Origin of the sequence: Nioella sp. (assembly GCF_965215655.1) — a bacterium.
Classification (GTDB): domain Bacteria; phylum Pseudomonadota; class Alphaproteobacteria; order Rhodobacterales; family Rhodobacteraceae; genus Nioella.
Window position 1 is genome coordinate 3,957,877 of the sequence record NZ_OZ244111.1, and the last position, 15,477, is coordinate 3,973,353.

The 15,477-nt window shown below is 61.6% G+C and carries 17 protein-coding genes; 5 read left to right on the forward strand and 12 right to left on the reverse strand.

The genetic code is table 11. The features are described 5' to 3' along the window. Positions 1-603, forward strand: a complete 603-nt coding sequence (locus ACOOEX_RS19675; protein WP_420396413.1) for a Smr/MutS family protein — start codon at positions 1-3, stop codon at positions 601-603. Here ACOOEX_RS19675 and ACOOEX_RS19680 read toward each other — a convergent pair. Genes ACOOEX_RS19680 through hslV form a run of 5 tightly spaced genes read right to left on the reverse strand, consistent with a single transcriptional unit; the run spans position 586 to position 5,889 of the window. Next, on the reverse strand, positions 586-1,812 hold the full coding sequence (locus ACOOEX_RS19680; protein WP_420396414.1) for an MFS transporter: 1,227 nt from the start codon (positions 1,810-1,812) through the stop codon (positions 586-588). The genes ACOOEX_RS19675 and ACOOEX_RS19680 overlap by 18 nt on opposite strands. After that, positions 1,809-2,900: an alpha/beta hydrolase gene (locus ACOOEX_RS19685; RefSeq protein WP_420396415.1), complete on the reverse strand. Its 1,092-nt coding sequence runs from the start codon at positions 2,898-2,900 to the stop codon at positions 1,809-1,811. The genes ACOOEX_RS19680 and ACOOEX_RS19685 overlap by 4 nt, the downstream gene beginning before the upstream one ends. A 36-nt stretch (positions 2,901-2,936) precedes the next feature. Further along, positions 2,937-4,253 carry an ATP-dependent protease ATPase subunit HslU gene (hslU, locus tag ACOOEX_RS19690; protein ID WP_420396416.1) on the reverse strand — a complete coding sequence of 439 codons (1,317 nt, stop codon included), beginning with the start codon at positions 4,251-4,253 and terminating at the stop codon, positions 2,937-2,939. Then, positions 4,250-5,335: a hypothetical protein gene (locus ACOOEX_RS19695; RefSeq protein WP_420396417.1), complete on the reverse strand. Its 1,086-nt coding sequence runs from the start codon at positions 5,333-5,335 to the stop codon at positions 4,250-4,252. The genes hslU and ACOOEX_RS19695 overlap by 4 nt, the downstream gene beginning before the upstream one ends. Continuing rightward, on the reverse strand, positions 5,332-5,889 hold the full coding sequence (hslV, locus tag ACOOEX_RS19700; protein ID WP_306044404.1) for an ATP-dependent protease subunit HslV: 558 nt from the start codon (positions 5,887-5,889) through the stop codon (positions 5,332-5,334). The genes ACOOEX_RS19695 and hslV overlap by 4 nt, the downstream gene beginning before the upstream one ends. A gap of 173 nt (positions 5,890-6,062) precedes the next feature. Between hslV and ACOOEX_RS19705 the strand changes: the two genes are divergently transcribed. Then, positions 6,063-6,542: a c-type cytochrome gene (locus ACOOEX_RS19705; RefSeq protein WP_420396418.1), complete on the forward strand. Its 480-nt coding sequence runs from the start codon at positions 6,063-6,065 to the stop codon at positions 6,540-6,542. A gap of 70 nt (positions 6,543-6,612) precedes the next feature. On the opposite strand, the gene infB is transcribed toward ACOOEX_RS19705, so the two are convergent. The 7 genes from infB to ACOOEX_RS19740 form a co-directional block, all read right to left on the reverse strand. Continuing rightward, entirely contained in the window at positions 6,613-9,111 is a 2,499-nt protein-coding gene (infB, locus tag ACOOEX_RS19710; RefSeq protein ID WP_420396419.1) for a translation initiation factor IF-2, read from the reverse strand. Beyond that, on the reverse strand, positions 9,108-9,737 hold the full coding sequence (locus tag ACOOEX_RS19715; RefSeq protein WP_420396420.1) for an RNA-binding protein: 630 nt from the start codon (positions 9,735-9,737) through the stop codon (positions 9,108-9,110). Before ACOOEX_RS19715 ends, infB begins: the two co-directional genes overlap by 4 nt. Positions 9,738-9,761: 24 nt before the next feature. Then, entirely contained in the window at positions 9,762-11,387 is a 1,626-nt protein-coding gene (gene nusA, locus ACOOEX_RS19720; protein WP_420396421.1) for a transcription termination factor NusA, read from the reverse strand. Positions 11,388-11,390: 3 nt separating this feature from the next. Beyond that, entirely contained in the window at positions 11,391-11,981 is a 591-nt protein-coding gene (rimP, locus tag ACOOEX_RS19725) for a ribosome maturation factor RimP (RefSeq protein ID WP_420396422.1), read from the reverse strand. Positions 11,982-12,102: 121 nt separating this feature from the next. Beyond that, positions 12,103-12,588, reverse strand: coding sequence for a hypothetical protein (locus ACOOEX_RS19730; RefSeq protein WP_420396423.1), 486 nt, complete (start codon positions 12,586-12,588; stop codon positions 12,103-12,105). Between the two features lie 17 nt (positions 12,589-12,605). Continuing rightward, positions 12,606-12,953, reverse strand: coding sequence for an I78 family peptidase inhibitor (locus tag ACOOEX_RS19735; protein ID WP_420396424.1), 348 nt, complete (start codon positions 12,951-12,953; stop codon positions 12,606-12,608). Then, a complete protein-coding gene (locus ACOOEX_RS19740) occupies positions 12,950-13,210 on the reverse strand; it encodes an I78 family peptidase inhibitor (protein ID WP_420396425.1) in 261 nt (86 codons plus the stop codon). Before ACOOEX_RS19740 ends, ACOOEX_RS19735 begins: the two co-directional genes overlap by 4 nt. 173 nt (positions 13,211-13,383) lie before the next feature. Between ACOOEX_RS19740 and ACOOEX_RS19745 the strand changes: the two genes are divergently transcribed. The 3 genes from ACOOEX_RS19745 to ACOOEX_RS19755 all read left to right on the forward strand — a co-directional run bounded on the left by ACOOEX_RS19745 (position 13,384) and on the right by ACOOEX_RS19755 (position 15,457). After that, positions 13,384-14,496: an S-(hydroxymethyl)glutathione dehydrogenase/class III alcohol dehydrogenase gene (locus tag ACOOEX_RS19745; RefSeq protein ID WP_420396426.1), complete on the forward strand. Its 1,113-nt coding sequence runs from the start codon at positions 13,384-13,386 to the stop codon at positions 14,494-14,496. Positions 14,497-14,566: 70 nt separating this feature from the next. Further along, on the forward strand, positions 14,567-14,962 hold the full coding sequence (locus tag ACOOEX_RS19750; protein ID WP_420396427.1) for a hypothetical protein: 396 nt from the start codon (positions 14,567-14,569) through the stop codon (positions 14,960-14,962). Between the two features lie 39 nt (positions 14,963-15,001). After that, entirely contained in the window at positions 15,002-15,457 is a 456-nt protein-coding gene (locus tag ACOOEX_RS19755) for a SecDF P1 head subdomain-containing protein (protein ID WP_420396428.1), read from the forward strand. Positions 15,458-15,477 lie beyond the last annotated feature (20 nt).

Here is a 15,477-nt window from a genome sequence, read left to right on the forward strand (position 1 = left end):
ATGTCGCGAAGAAGGCCCAGAACACTCAGCGCGGAGGACCGCAAGCTGTGGTCCGCCGTGACGCGAACGGTCACCGCCGCGAGGCCCCAGAAGCCGAAGGAAGACGCCGTCCCCGCACCGGACCGGCCCCACCCGAAACCGAAGCACAAGCAAAGCTTCGAAGTCAGCGATTTCCGCATTGGGGAAGCCGCGACAAACGCAATGCCCGGCAGTCAGCTTGCGCCCTCGGTTTCTGAACGGCTGGCCCATGCCCCGGTTAGGATGGATCACGGCACCCACAAGAAGATGCTGCGCGGCAAGCTGAAGCCAGAGGCACGGATCGACCTGCACGGGATGACGCTGGCGCAGGCGCATCCGGTTCTGACACGGTTCATTCTGGATGCCTATGACGATGGTCTCAGGCTGGTTCTGGTGATCACCGGCAAGGGCAAGGATCGCGACGATCCCGGCCCCATCCCGATCCGGCGCGGGGTGCTGAAACATCAGGTTCCCAACTGGCTGCATATGCCGCCGCTTGGCCGTGTCGTACTGGATATCAGAGAGGCGCATATCCGCCACGGTGGAACGGGCGCCTACTACGTCTATCTACGCCGGGCGCGCTAGGCTGCGGGCAGCGGTCGTCACCCCGAACCAGATCAGGGCTGAGGCCAGCAGGAACCACATTGTGATTCCCAGCATCTGCTCGGGGAAGGTGATGCCCCGATCAATCAACACCCCCGAAATTGCAGGCCCGATGGCAGAGCCAAGGACCATCGCAGCCGTGGCGATGGACTTGATCCCGCCGATATGGCGCGTGCCGTAGAACTCCGCCCAGAAGGCGGAGGGAAGCGTCGAATTCGCCCCCGTTGTCATGGCCATCAGGGCAAAGGCCAGCGCCGCGCCCCATAGGGACTCTGCGCTTGCCATCACCACGAAGCTGATCGCAATGGGGATCTGGTAGAACGGCATCAGCCGTTTGGTGCCAAACCTGTCGATCGCCCACCCCGCCAACAGCATGAACAGCGTCGATACGACCGTATAGACCGGGAACAGCGCGACAAAGCCCACATGGCTCCAACCCTTGACCTCTGCCAGATGTACCTGCTGGAAAAACAGCGCGGTGACGAAGGCCGATGGCCCCAGGATCGAGGGCAGCACGAGCCAGAACAGTGGATGACGCAGCATCTCCTTTCGGGTCCAGTGCCGCCTGTCCATTCCAAGCGCCGTGTCGCTTTCAGCAAGCGACTGCGGGGTACGTTCCTGGCGCAGCAGCCTTTGCATCACCGGCAACATCAGCAGGATGAACAGGGCTGCTACCATCCACAGATAGTGCCAGTCGATCAGGGTCATGGCGGCCACGAACATAACCGGCAAGATCGCCTCGCCCACGGCATAGCCCGAGGCCGCGATGGCCAGCGCCTTGCCCCGCGTTGCCACGAACCAGCGGGCCATGGCGACCATCGCGATGTGGCTTGTCATGCCCTGCCCGGTAAAGCGCAGAAGGAAGATGGACAGGGGCAGAAGCGCGGCATAGGGATTGAACGCCATGAACAGGCACGCGAAGGCCAGACCGGCGAAAACAATGGCCCCCAGCACCCTGACCCGCAGCCGGTCGGTCAGAACCCCGGACCAGACCATGACGACGGCCGATGCCGTGGTGCCGAGCGAGTAGATCAACCCCCAATCCCCGTCAGACAGGGAAAAGGTGGACATGATCTCGCCTGCGAAGATCGAGATGAAGAAGGTCTGCCCGAAACTGGAGGTGAAACTCAGCAAGGCCCCGGCCAGCAGAAACGCTGCATTGTCCCTTAGGAAGGACAGCGCGGCGGTCATTGTCCCACCGGCGACAACAGGATTTGCGTGGCGTTCCTGACCGTCAGAACCGTCCCGGAGACCAGATCAATCGGGATATCCCCGCTTCCTGTTCCAATATCCGGCAGGCCCTGAAACATCTGGATCAGCGAAGGCGACGTGACCAGAGTCGAATGATTGGTCCAGTCCCCGACACCGGATCGGAAGGCAGAGATATCGACCAGCAGAATGTTGAACTCGGCCACATCCTCTGCCGTGCCCAGATTGCCAAGCCGGTTCTGACGCCCGGTGATGCCTGCCGACAGGCGCAAGGCGCGGTCATTGGCCGAGGTAAAGACGACGAAGGGCTGCGGCAGCGGGTTCACGGCACGCGCCTGGCTCTGGAACACTTCTATGTCGATATCTGGTGAGATCAGCACAATGCCGGACAAGGACTGCAAGACGGCGTCATCGCCTGAAATGCGGATCTGACGCAGGGTTTCCATGGTGATATGGCCACCAAGTGAATGCCCCACCAAAAGGATACGCCGCGCCCCTGCAGCGTGCAGGTCGCGCAGGAACTGTTCCAGAGCATCCCGTGAAAACGCCGCACTTTCCCGGTCGAACACGTAGCCGAAAGGGTTGCCCGCGCTTGGCCAGGCGAAATGCGCGGTCAGGCCGGGCGCGTCATAGTCATGGGCCATCTGCGCGATGCGGAAGAGGCCCGAGGCGAAATTGTTGTTGTAGCCGTGGACGAACACCACAACCTCCCGATCTTCGGGCGGCAGTGCGGTTAGCGCCGTGCGAATATCGGCACGAAAAGCCGTGGGGCTGGAATAGCTGCCAGCATCCGTCACAACGAAATCGGTTGTCGGGTCAGGCACTTGGCCCCGTGGCCAAGTTACCTCGCCCAAGTCACGATTCGGCGGAATAGAGACATCAAACCGCGCATATTCCACCCCGCTTTCCCGACCCGCCGTGAAGCTCTGGTCCTCGAAGGCTCTGTTGGTGGCCACGAACACGGTTCGCATCCCGGCATCCGGAACGGTGCGGGCGACCATGGCGATGTTCGGCGGTGTTCCGCAGGCGGCTGTCAGAAACAGAAGCGCGGCCAGAAGGAAACGAGTCACGGGCAAAGAACCGGAATAACAGGGCGTTTGCCCGCCCTATAGCACGTAGCGCCCCAGATCGGCAGAGCGCATCAGCTCGCCCAGATTCTTTTCCACGAATGCGGCATCGACGACAACGGCATCGCCCGCCCGGTCGGGGGCCGTAAAGCTCAGCTCTTCAAAGACGCGTTCCATCACGGTGTAAAGCCGACGCGCGCCGATATTTTCCACGCTGGTGTTCACCTCGGCGGCAATCGCAGCCAACGCCTTTATCCCGTCTTCGGTAAACGTAACGGTCACCTCTTCAGTGGCCATCAGCGCGGTGTATTGCCGGGTCAGGGCGTTGTCCGTTTCCGTCAGGATGCGCACGAAATCCTCTTCGGTCAGCGCCCGCAGCTCCACCCGGATCGGCAGACGCCCCTGAAGCTCGGGCAGCAGATCAGAGGGTTTGGCGATATGGAAGGCACCCGAGGCGATGAACAGGATATGGTCGGTCTTGACCGGCCCGTGCTTGGTGCTGACGGTCGTGCCCTCGATCAACGGCAACAGGTCGCGCTGCACGCCTTCGCGGCTGACATCAGCCCCCCGCGCATCGGACCGGGCGGACACCTTGTCGATCTCGTCGATGAAGACGATGCCGTTCTGTTCCACCGCGCGCACCGCCTCGCGCGTCACGGTTTCCTGATCCAGCAGCTTGTCGGCCTCTTCATCAATCAACACATCATAGCTGGAGGCAACGGTCATCCGCCGCTTCACGGTGCGTCCGCCAAAGGCCTTGCCGAAGATGTCGCCCAGATTCATGCCGCCGCCCATGGCACCCATTCCGGGTTGGCCGGGGATTTCGAACATGCCGCCCATGGGGTTGGATGTATCGGCAATCTCCAGCTCGATCACTTTGTCGTCCAGCTCACCCGATCGCAGTTTCTTGCGGAACATCTCCCGCGTCTGTTCGCGGGCATCAGTTCCGGCCAGGGCTTCGATCACCCGCTCTTCGGCGGCGTTATGGGCATTGGCCTTGACCTCTTCACGCATATGTTCGCGCACCATGATCTGCGCCGCATCCACCAGATCGCGGATAATCTGTTCCACATCGCGGCCGACATAGCCGACTTCAGTGAACTTGGTCGCCTCGACCTTGATAAAGGGCGCGCGGGCAAGCTTGGCCAGGCGGCGGCTGATCTCGGTCTTGCCGACGCCGGTGGGGCCGATCATCAGGATGTTCTTGGGATAGACCTCGTCCCGCAGGTCATCGCCCAACTGCTTGCGCCGCCACCTGTTGCGCAGGGCCACGGCGACAGCGCGTTTGGCATCCTTTTGGCCGATGATGAAGCGGTCCAGCTCGGACACGATTTCGCGGGGGGTCAGGTCGGTCACGTTATTGGCTCCTCAGGGGTCAGAATGTCCCAGGGGGGAAGGCGGGTTTTGCCGGGGAAGCCCGGCAGGGTGTTCATGATGGCGCGGCGGATGTTTTCCCATTGCGCGCCGAGGACGATCAGCACGAGGCCAAGCATGAAGATGGACAGGAAGGCCGCGCCTTCCATTACCGTGAAGGCCAGCGCCACGATATAGCCGACACCGGATACCAGAAAGGACCGGCGGTCGATGGCGATGGCAAAGATCGCCATGGCCAGAACGAACACCAGCACCATCAGCTGCGCAGTGACGGTTCCAATATCAAAGAGCGTCAGGGATACCGTGTTGACGATGGCGGGGGCGGCAATGACGTGCAGCCAAAAGCCGCTGGACGACCGGCGCGTCACGCGATGCGGGTCGCTCATGTCAAAGCGCAGGGCGACGGCAAGCCCGACAAGGCCAAGCACGATGGTCAGGACGGCGAAGGGGCCCTCGGCTGACAGAAGAAACAGGTCGCGCGGATCTTCGGGCAGGGTGCCACCGATCGCGATGATGCCAAAGCAGGTGGCAAAGACGCCAAGCGCAATCAGCGCCATGGCAAAGGGTACACGAAACACAGCGTAATAGGCGCACAGCAGCACAGTCGACAGACCGGCGCCAAGTGTCAGGGTCATCGGCAGGTCCCCCCGCAACATCCAGCTGAGGCCCATGCCGAACTGCGCCGTCGAGATGCCAAAGAAGATCGCCAGCGCGATGGAGGGCGCAACCATCCGGCGCTTGAGGGTGAAATAGCGGGCCAGCAGAATGACGGCACCAGCAGCCAAAGCCGCATAGACCATCGTGGCGATGTAGCCGATGGATGTGATCTCGAACAGGCTGAGCCCGGTCAGCCCGAGCCAGCCTGCGAAAAAGATGCTCAGACCCACGACGATGAAAATCTCGTTGAAGCCCTTGAACAGCTCGAACGGTTCATCAAGCCCGGTCATATGTTCCCGCACACCGCGCCGAGCGTCGGAGAGCGCCACAAGGGACGCGGCCTGGGCCTCGGAAATCATTCCCGCGCCAACGGCGGCGCGAATATCGTCGCGGTTGACGCCGGTCATGCGCCGATCCGTTCCACCGTCAGGTTGCCGTTGGTGTAGACGCAGATATCGGCGGCAATCGCCATGGCACGGCGGGCGATATCTTCGGCCCCCATGTCGCTGTCGATCATAGCGCGGGCGGCGGCAAGCGCATAGTTCCCGCCCGATCCGATCGCTGCAATCCCGTGCTCGGGTTCCAGCACATCGCCCGCGCCAGTGATGACAAACAGGTCGCGCCCGTCGGTGACGATCAGCATCGCCTCCAGCTTTTGCAGGTACTTGTCGGTCCGCCAGTCCTTGGCCAGTTCGACGCTGGCGCGGGCCAGTTGGCCGGGGGTTGCCTCCAGCTTGGCTTCCAAGCGTTCCAGCAAGGTAAAGGCGTCGGCGGTGGACCCGGCGAATCCGGCCACAACCTCGTGCCCGCCGGGCTTCAGGCGGCGGACCTTGCGGGCGCTGCCCTTGATCACGGTCTGGCCAAGGCTGACCTGTCCGTCACCAGCTACGACAACCTCGTCGCCTTTGCGAATGCCGATAATGGTTGTGCCGTGCCAGCCGGGAAAGTCGGAATTGCTCATGTCATCTCCTTGCTTCATTCGTATATGACCCCCCCGGCGGGTGGCGACAAGACCTCGCACCCACTGGTCATTCCGTTCAGGTTCGCTAATTGTTTGACCGTGACAATTCGTTCGGCACCATTCCGGTCAGACAATCGCTATAGTGCCGCCAGCCAAGATAGAGGAGCTATTCTATGATCCGCAAATTGACACTCGCCGCCGCGCTTCTTTCCGCGCCCATGGCTTTTGCCGACAGCCACGGAATGGAGCTGACCGGTGACGCAGAGGCCGGTGAAAACCTGTTCAACCGGAACTGCGTGGCCTGCCACGTTGTCCGCGATGAAGACGACAACGTTCTGGCTGGCCGTAACGGGCGCACCGGCCCCAACCTGTACCGGATCGCAGGTCGTGCATCCGGGTCGATCGAAGGCTTCCGCTATTCTTCTCTGGCAGAGGCGGCTCACGATGCGGGCCTGGTCTGGGATGAAGACAATTTCGCGGCCTATGTGCCGAACGCCACCGACTTCTTGAGCGAATTCACCGGCGAACGCGGACGGTCCACCATGACGCCGCAGCGCGTCAGCGAGGATGAAGCGCGCGACATCTATGCCTTCATCGCCAGCTTTGGCGTAACCGAGGCCATGGATGAAGAAATGGAAGAAGAGTCCAACTAAGCCTGACAACAGTCAGAATGAAGAAGGGCGGCCCAACAGGCCGCCCTTTTTCTGTTCTGACTCAACGGCGTCAGTCCAGCGACCGCTCGACTTCCTCGCGTTCGAAGATCTCGATGACGTCGCCCTTGCGCACATCGTCGTAGTTTTCAAATGCCATACCGCATTCCTGGCCGGACTGGACTTCTTTGACCTCGTCCTTGAAGCGCTTGAGCGTCTTCAGCGTGCCTTCGTGGATCACCACGTTGTCACGCAGCAGGCGCACACCGGCGGACCGTCGGGCAACACCCTCGGTCACCAGACAGCCAGCGACATTGCCGACACCGGACACGCGGAACGTGTCCTTGATCTCGGCATAACCGATGAAGTTCTCGCGCACTTCGGCAGAGAGCAGGCCAGAGGCCGCTTTCTTCACGTCGTCCACAAGGTCGTAGATCACCGAGTAATAGCGGATTTCCACACCCTTCTGGTTCGCGGCGTTGCGTGCAGGCGCGTTGGCCCGGACGTTGAAGCCAATAACCGGTGCACCCGATGCTTCGGCAAGGCCGATGTCGGATTCGGTGATGGCGCCGACGCCCGAGTGCAGGATGCGCACGCGCACCTCTTCGTTGCCCACCTTTTCCAGCGCCTGAGCGATGGCTTCGGCAGAGCCCTGCACATCGGCCTTCACCAGAACCGGCAGTTCGGCGACGTTCTGATCAGCCTTGGCCTTGGCCATCAGCTGATCGAGCGTGGTCGCAGCACCGGCAGCGGCACGGCGGTCCTTGGCGGCCTGTTCGCGGTAATCCGCGATTTCACGGGCCTGCGCCTCGGTATCGACCACGTTCAGAACATCACCCGCCTCGGGCGTGCCATTGAGGCCAAGAACCTCGACCGGAACCGACGGCCCGGCCTCTTTCACACGATCACCCTTGTCGTTGATCAGCGCACGGACTTTACCCCACTGCTCACCCACAACGAAGATATCGCCCTGTTTGAGCGTGCCGTTCTGAACCAGCACGGTAGCCACGGGGCCGCGACCCACATCGAGCTGTGCTTCGATGACAGCACCAGAGGCAGCCCGATCAGGGTTGGCCTTCAGCTCGAGGATTTCCGCTTGCAGCGCGATGGCATCAAGCAGTTCATCAAGCCCCTGGCCGGTATGGGCGGACACTTCCACGTCCTGAACCTCGCCCGACATCTGTTCCACGACAACCTCGTGTTGCAGCAGGTCGGTACGCACCTTCATCGGGTCGGCAGCCGGTTTGTCGATCTTGTTGATCGCCACGATCATCGGAACCCCGGCGGCCTTGGCGTGATTGATCGCCTCGACCGTCTGCGGCATGACCGCATCGTCAGCGGCCACAACCAGAACCACGATATCCGTCACCTGCGCACCACGGGCCCGCATCGAGGTAAACGCGGCGTGGCCGGGTGTATCGAGGAAGGTCAGCAGCTGGCCGCCGTCGGTCGTCACCTGGTAGGCGCCGATATGCTGGGTGATCCCACCCGCTTCACCGGCAACCACCTTGGCGTTGCGGATCGCATCCAGAAGCGAGGTCTTGCCGTGGTCCACGTGGCCCATGATGGTGATGACCGGGGCACGGGGCTTCAGGTCGTCCGGATTGTCCTCGACCGTGTCGATCACGTCTTCGACGTCGGAATCGGATACGCGCACCATGCGGTGGCCGAACTCCTCGACGATCAGTTCCGCGGTGTCCTGGTCGATCGACTGGTTCTGGGTGACCATCATGCCCATCTTCATGAGCTCTTTCACAACATCGGCCACACGTTCGGCCATGCGGTTCGCCAGTTCCGAGACAACGATGGCCTCTGGCACCTGAACGTCACGAACGATCTTTTCGCGTTCCTGGTGACCGCCCATGGCTTTCTGCCGCGCGCGTTCCTGCTTGCGCTTCATGGCGGCCATGGAGCGTTGACGCCCGCCTTCGCCACCGGTCAGCGCTTGGTTCACGGTCAGCTTGCCCGACCGGCGACCATCGCGTTCGCCACCTTTTCCGCGCCCGCCTTTATCGTCGCGGTCCTTGTTGTCCCGCTTGGCCGGGGTCGGCGCGCCGGTCTTGGTCGGCACGGGCCGCGCGGTGCGGTCTTCCTTAGCGCTGGCGGGTGCATCCGCAGCCGGCGAAGCAGCGGGTGCAGCACGTTCAGCGGCGCGGCGTTCCTCTTCCTCGCGCTTGCGGCGCTCGTCTTCTTCGGCCTTGGCTTTCAGCGCTTCCTCGCGTTCGCGTTCTTCGCGTTCCTTGGCCTCAATCTCCGCACGGCGGCGTTCGCGTTCTTCCTCGCGCTCGCGCTCTTCACGTTCGCGGCGTTCGGCTTCTTCGGACTCGCGGGCCTTGGCGGCCTGCAAGGCTTTCAGCCGGCGCTCCATCTCGGCGTCGGAAACACCAGAAGGCCGACGCGGCGCATCGGACTGCCCGGACGAGGATGAGCCCGGCTTGGGCACCACAACGCGTTTGCGCTTGGTTTCCACCACCACACTCTTTGTCCGCCCACGCGAAAAGCTCTGGTTCACGCGGCCCGAGCGGGCGCCGCCAGAAAGTCCGAGGGGTTTTTTACCGTCTTGATCGCTCATACGTCTTTCGTATCCTTCCCGGCGATATGTTCGCCGTATGTGCCGCGCAGGCCTCGCAGCTTCGAGGCCTCCTCTACTACACGTCGTTCGAGTCCGCCAGCCGCAAGCGCGCCATGTATCACATGTTGGCGCCCGAATGCCAAACCCAATTCATCTGCCGTCAAACAGCCGAAAAATCGGCCCCCTTCCGGCGTCCAGAGTTTCGATTTTCCCCGCTCCGAGCCGTCAGAGGCCTGGAACAGAACCCGGGCATGGCCATCCGCCAGCCAGCCTTTTACTTTTTCAAACCCGGCTACGGCCTTGCCGGATTTTCGCGCCAGAGAGATTAGCTCGATCACACGGCGCGCCAGCAGGGTTTCGACCTGTTCCGCCAGATCGGCAGGAACACTGACCTTCTGCTTGGCCCCACGGCTGAAGAGGTTCTTCTTCACCGCAAGTGCCAGCGCCTCGGGATCGGCCGAAACCCAGATGCCCCGACCGGGCAACCGTTCCGCGATATCCGGGAAGATCACCTCCCCCGGACCCACGACAAAGCGGATCAACCCGGCCTTGGGCTGGGTTTCTCCGGTGGCGATGCAGCGCCGTTCGGCCTCATCGCGCGATTTGGTTCGACCGCCCCGTGTCATGGGCTGCGCTCCCGAGACCTGAGATCAGGCCTCGGACTCCTCTTCTGCTGCTTCGGCTGCCGCCGCTTCCGCTTCGGCTGCGGCTTGCGCCTCCAGTTCCTCGATGGTGACCCAGCCCAGTTGCAGGCGTGCGGTCATCACCATGTTCTGAGCTTCCTCGAGGCTCACGTCGAATTTTTCCAGCAGACCATCGTCCTTGACGCGCTGACCGTCCACAGTGGTCCAGCCGCCCGCCAGTTCCCAATCGGCGCAGGTTGCGAAATCTTCCAGCGTTTTCACATCGTCTTCGCCAAGGGCCACCAGCATCTGGGGGGTCAGACCTTCGAAATCAATAAGGCTCTGCTCCACACCCAGTTCACGGGCCTGTTCCAGCGCCTTGCGGTTCTGCTCTTCCAGGTAGTCGCGGGCACGGGCCTGCAGCTCGTTCGCGGTGTCTTCGTCGACGCCTTCGATGACCAGCAGTTCATCCAGTTCCACATAGGCAACCTCTTCGAGTGAGGTGAACCCTTCGGAGACCAGAAGCTGTGCGAAGAACTCGTCGAGGTCGAGGCTGTCCATGAACACCTGCGTCCGTTCGGCGAATTCGGCCTGACGGCGGGCGCTTTCTTCTTCCTCGGTCAGAATGTCGATATCCAGCCCCGTCAGCTGAGAAGCCAGCCGCACGTTCTGACCGCGGCGGCCAATGGCCAGCGACAGCTGATCGTCCGGCACCACGACTTCGATCTTACCGGCGTCTTCATCCAGAACAACCTTGGACACTTCCGCAGGTTGCAGCGCGTTCACAAGGAAGGTCGGCTGATCGTCATTCCACGGGATGATGTCGATCTTTTCGCCCTGAAGTTCATTCACGACGGCCTGAACCCGGCTGCCGCGCATACCGACGCAGGCCCCGACGGGGTCAATCGAGTTGTCATAGGAAATGACAGCGATCTTGGCGCGCGAACCGGGGTCACGGGCGACGGCCTTGATCTCGATGATGCCATCATAGATTTCCGGCACTTCCATCTTGAACAGCTCGGCCATGAATTCCGGCGCGGTGCGCGACAGGAAGATCTGCGGGCCACGCGGTTCGCGGCGCACATCCTTGATGAAGACGCGGATCCGGTCATTCGGGCGATAGCTCTCGCGGCCAATCTTTTCGTTCCGGCGCAGAACCGCTTCGCCCCGGCCGATATCGACGATGACGTTGCCATATTCCTCGCGCTTGACCTGACCGTTGATGATCGTGCCCTTGCGATCCTTGAACTCTTCGTACTGGCGATCCCGCTCGGCCTCGCGCACCTTTTGCAGGATCACCTGCTTGGCGCTTTGCGCGGCGATCCGGCCCATCTCGACCGGGGGAACCTCGTCGATGATCTCGTCGCCGATCTCTACGTCTTCCTTGAAGGCGCGGGCGTCGCGGACGGTCAGTTCGGTGAAGTGGTTCTCTACCTCCTCAACCACGGTACGCACGCGGGTGAAGGTCGCCTTGCCGGTCCGGCGGTCGATGTGAACGCGGATATCCAGCTCGGACCCGTAGCGCGACTTGGCGGCACGGGCGAGCGATTCTTCCATCGCTTCGACCACCAGACCGGGGTCGATCATCTTCTCGCGGGCAACGGCCTCGGCGGTTTGCAGAAGCTCCAGCTGGTTTGCACTGGTGATTGCCATGGGTCAGTCCTCCGCCTTTCCAGGCTCTTCGGTTTCAATCTCGTCGAATTGGGTTTCGTCGATGGTGCCCGCCGCCTTGCGCTGGCGCAGCATCTCGGTGATCAGGTCGTCGGTCAGGACCAGCTTCGCGTCGGTCAGCCAGTCGAACTCCAGCCCGATGGTGACGGGTTCGCCCTTTTCATCCACCAGGTTGATCAGCACTTCGTCGCCTTCGATTCCGGCCAGTTCGCCCTTGAAGCGGCGGCGCCCGTCGATCAGCTCGGCAGTTTCCAGCTTGGCCTCGTAGCCCTGCCAGGTGTCGAAATCCTTCAGCCGGGTCAGTGGCCGGTCGATACCGGGGCTGGACACTTCCAGCGTGTAGTTGTCCTCGATCGGGTCTTCGACATCCAGCAGGGCGCTGACGGCGGTCGAAATCTCGGCGCATTGGTCAACCTCGATCCCGCCTTCGGGACGTTCGGCCATGATCTGCAGCGTCATGGTCTTGCCGCTCATCAGGCGGATACGCACCAGTTCGAACCCCATCCCCTCGATCAGGGGGGTCAGGATATCGGCCAGGCGGCGATCCATGGCGGTTTTGGCAATCAGGTCTGACATAGGTTCCAAGCACAAAAAAACGGGCGCGCGGCCCGTTGATCTTTCCCGGTGGAGCGTCGGGGGTGGAGGCCGACGCGCCGCTGTTGAAGGGGATATAGGACGAATCAGTGCCGGGCGCAAGTCATCCGCAGAAGGCCTGCGTAATCATGCCGTCCGCGTCCACGAAAACGTTGAACCGCCAAGGCCAGTAATCCATCGTCCCGGCCATGCGCTCGGCGGAAAAGACGCGAGGCGACAAATCATACTGTTCGGTGATCTCGATTGGATGGCCGATAAGGCTTTCCACCTCCGACAAGGTGCAATTGTTCTCGACAATCACCGGGCTGCGGACAACCGGGTCACAGCCTTCTGTGGCAGTGCACATGGCAACCGAGCCCGGATTTGGGCTGACACGGCTCAAATTCCAGCTTTGTCCGGCATCTTGGACACTCTGGACGGCTTGGTAAGAGTTTGCCGTGCCTTCCATTGGCGCCTGGCAGCGGCTTCCGGTGTTGCAATGGGGTTGGATGATGGTGCTGGCCATCGTGGCGTTGCCGATCATCTGGGTCACGGCGGCGACGAAAAAGATAGTGAGAATAGAGTGTTTCATAGTGGAATGCGCTTTCATGAAAGGGATGTCTGTGCCTATCCGCAGAACACGTGGAAAACTGTTTGATCCTCGTGAACTTCAAAATTCAGGCGGTCAGCGATGTGGTTATAATTTCTCACTTGACCGAACTGGAGAATCCGAGCCCCGCGCGTTGCACCGGTCGAGTGGGCATCGGATAGGGGCTGCCCAACCAGATGCTGATACAGGTTTGCACCGCACATGCGGGACATGTCGTGAACGGGGAAGCCGCCAGATGCTTCATAGGGGTTCGGACTTGTCAGGCCCGTTTCCGTGCCCGGAAAATAGGTGGCCAAGATCCCTTGGGCAAATGCCGGGGCTGCACCGAAACACAGGATTGCGAGGGTCGTGGCAAGGCGTTTCATCCGCAATAGACCCGTTCGATGATGTCGTTTTCGTCAACGGCGATGTTCATGCGTTCGGGCAGATAGATCATCGTGGTCATCATGCCGGGGCGCAGAACGCGGGCCATGTTGGCCTCTGCCATCAGGTCGGCGACAATAGCAGGCTGGCCGATCAGGGACTGATAGCGCGATGCGCCACAACTGTCGTTCAGGTTTAATTCCGCCAAGGCGGGGGTGGATGTCGCGGCCAGGGCGGCGATGAGTACGAAATGCTTCATTTGTATGTCTCCTTGTCTATAGGTGTATAATCAACACTTACAAGAGAGGAGTCAAGGCAAATGTGTTTTCGGCACACTTTCGCAAATAAGGCTGGTGCCATTTCTCTTCCATTGAATCCCGAGCGGCTTTGTCACAGGGTCGGATCAACAGAATGAAACCGGGAGGAAGTTTGATGCGCACACGTGCGGCGGTTGCTTTGGAGGCTGGGAAGCCTCTGGAGGTTATGGAGGTGAACCTTGAAGGCCCGAAGGCGGGCGAGGTTCTGGTGGAGATCAAGGCGACGGGGATCTGTCATACGGATGAGTTCACCCTGTCGGGCGCGGACCCTGAGGGGATGTTCCCGGCCATTCTGGGCCATGAGGGCGCGGGCGTGGTGCTGGAGGTGGGCCCCGGCGTGACCTCTCTCAAGCCCGGCGACCACGTGATCCCGCTCTACACGCCCGAATGCCGCGAATGCGAGTATTGCCTCTCCGGCAAGACCAACCTCTGCCAGGCCATTCGCGTGACCCAAGGCCAGGGGCTGATGCCCGACGGGACCACGCGGTTTTCCATGCTCGATGGCACGCCGATCCTGCATTACATGGGCTGTTCGACCTTCTCGAACCACACCGTCCTGCCGGAAATCGCGCTGGCCAAAGTGCGCCCCGACGCACCCTTCGACAAGATCTGCTACATCGGCTGCGGCGTGACCACGGGGATCGGCGCGGTGATCAACACCGCCAAGGTCGAGATCGGCGCGCGGGCGGTGGTCTTTGGCCTGGGCGGCATCGGGCTGAACGTCATCCAGGGGCTGAGGCTGGCGGGGGCCGACCAGATCGTCGGCGTCGATCTCAACCCCGACAAGGTTGAGATGGCCACCCGCTTCGGCATGACCGATTTCGTCAATCCTAAGGAGGTCGAGGGCAATATCGTCAACCACCTGGTCGAACTGACCGGCGGCGGTGCGGACTATTCCTTTGACGCGACCGGCAACGTGCAGGTGATGCGCGACGCGCTGGAATGCGCCCATAAGGGCTGGGGCGAGTCGATCATCATCGGCGTGGCGCCCGCGGGGGCCGAGATTTCCACCCGGCCCTTCCAGCTGGTCACCGGCCGCGTCTGGCGCGGCACGGCCTTCGGCGGCGCGCGCGGCCGGACGGATGTGCCCAAGATCGTCGACTGGTACATGGACGGCAAGATCGAGATCGACCCGATGATCACCCATACGCTTTCCCTCGACGACATCAACAAAGGCTTCGACCTCATGCATAAGGGCGAGTCGATCCGGTCCGTCGTCGTGTACTAAACGTGCTATAGTAACGTCATGGCCGGTTCCCTTCGGGGGATCGGCTGGTTTCAGGAAAGGAGTTTTCCAGATGAAGACCATGGCTCTTATTTCCGGGCTTGGCATCCTGTTGGCTTCGGGCATGGCGCAGGCCGAAGGCTGGACCGTGTCCGACCTCGGGTCCGTCGATGAACGGGCCGAATGCATGCGCCTTGCCGAAGCCACGATTGACGCCTACCGCGCGACCTATGGCGGCGACGGGTTCACCGGACGCAGCGAATGGACCATCGGCGGCTATGACCTGCGGGGCGAGGTGGTGGATGCGCTGATCATCTGCCCGATCGAGGCGGGAATCGCGGCGCCGTTCCTCATTGTGTTCAACACGGATTCCGACAACGACGCGCGTGAAACCGTGGCCGACCGGCTGAACGAGATCTGGGATCAGCAGGTGGCGGGTACATATGCACCGCCGACACCGGGCAAATAGGCACGACGCGCCGTCCCGGTCAGACATGGAGGATCTGTCATGGAACCCGAAAGCCTGGGGTTTCTGTCTGGCTTTGTCTCGGCCCTGTCCGGCTTGGCAGGAGCGCCCGACGCAGCGCCGCCACCCGACCCCGTCGTTCCGCAGCCCGGTGGGGCCGTCATCGAATTGCGGGTCTCAGGAGAGGAATACACCATCACGCCGGAGCATATCCTCGGGGTGGTGTCTGGGCTGGATGACACGATGGGGTGGCCGCAGCTGGAACTAACCTTTGATGACAGCGCCGCCGCTCTTTTTGCAGAGATCACAACAACCCATCAGGGACAGCAGATGGAGCTTGTTGTCTGCGACCAGGTCCTGATGGCGCCAGTGATACAAGAGCCGATTACAGGCGGGCAGATCGTGGTTACCGGCAGTTTTACCCAAGACGAGATATCGCACTACGCGAACCAGATTTCAGGCAGCATTCCCTGCGACTCATCCGTCGATACGAAATAAGTGAATTAAGAGGAATTTGA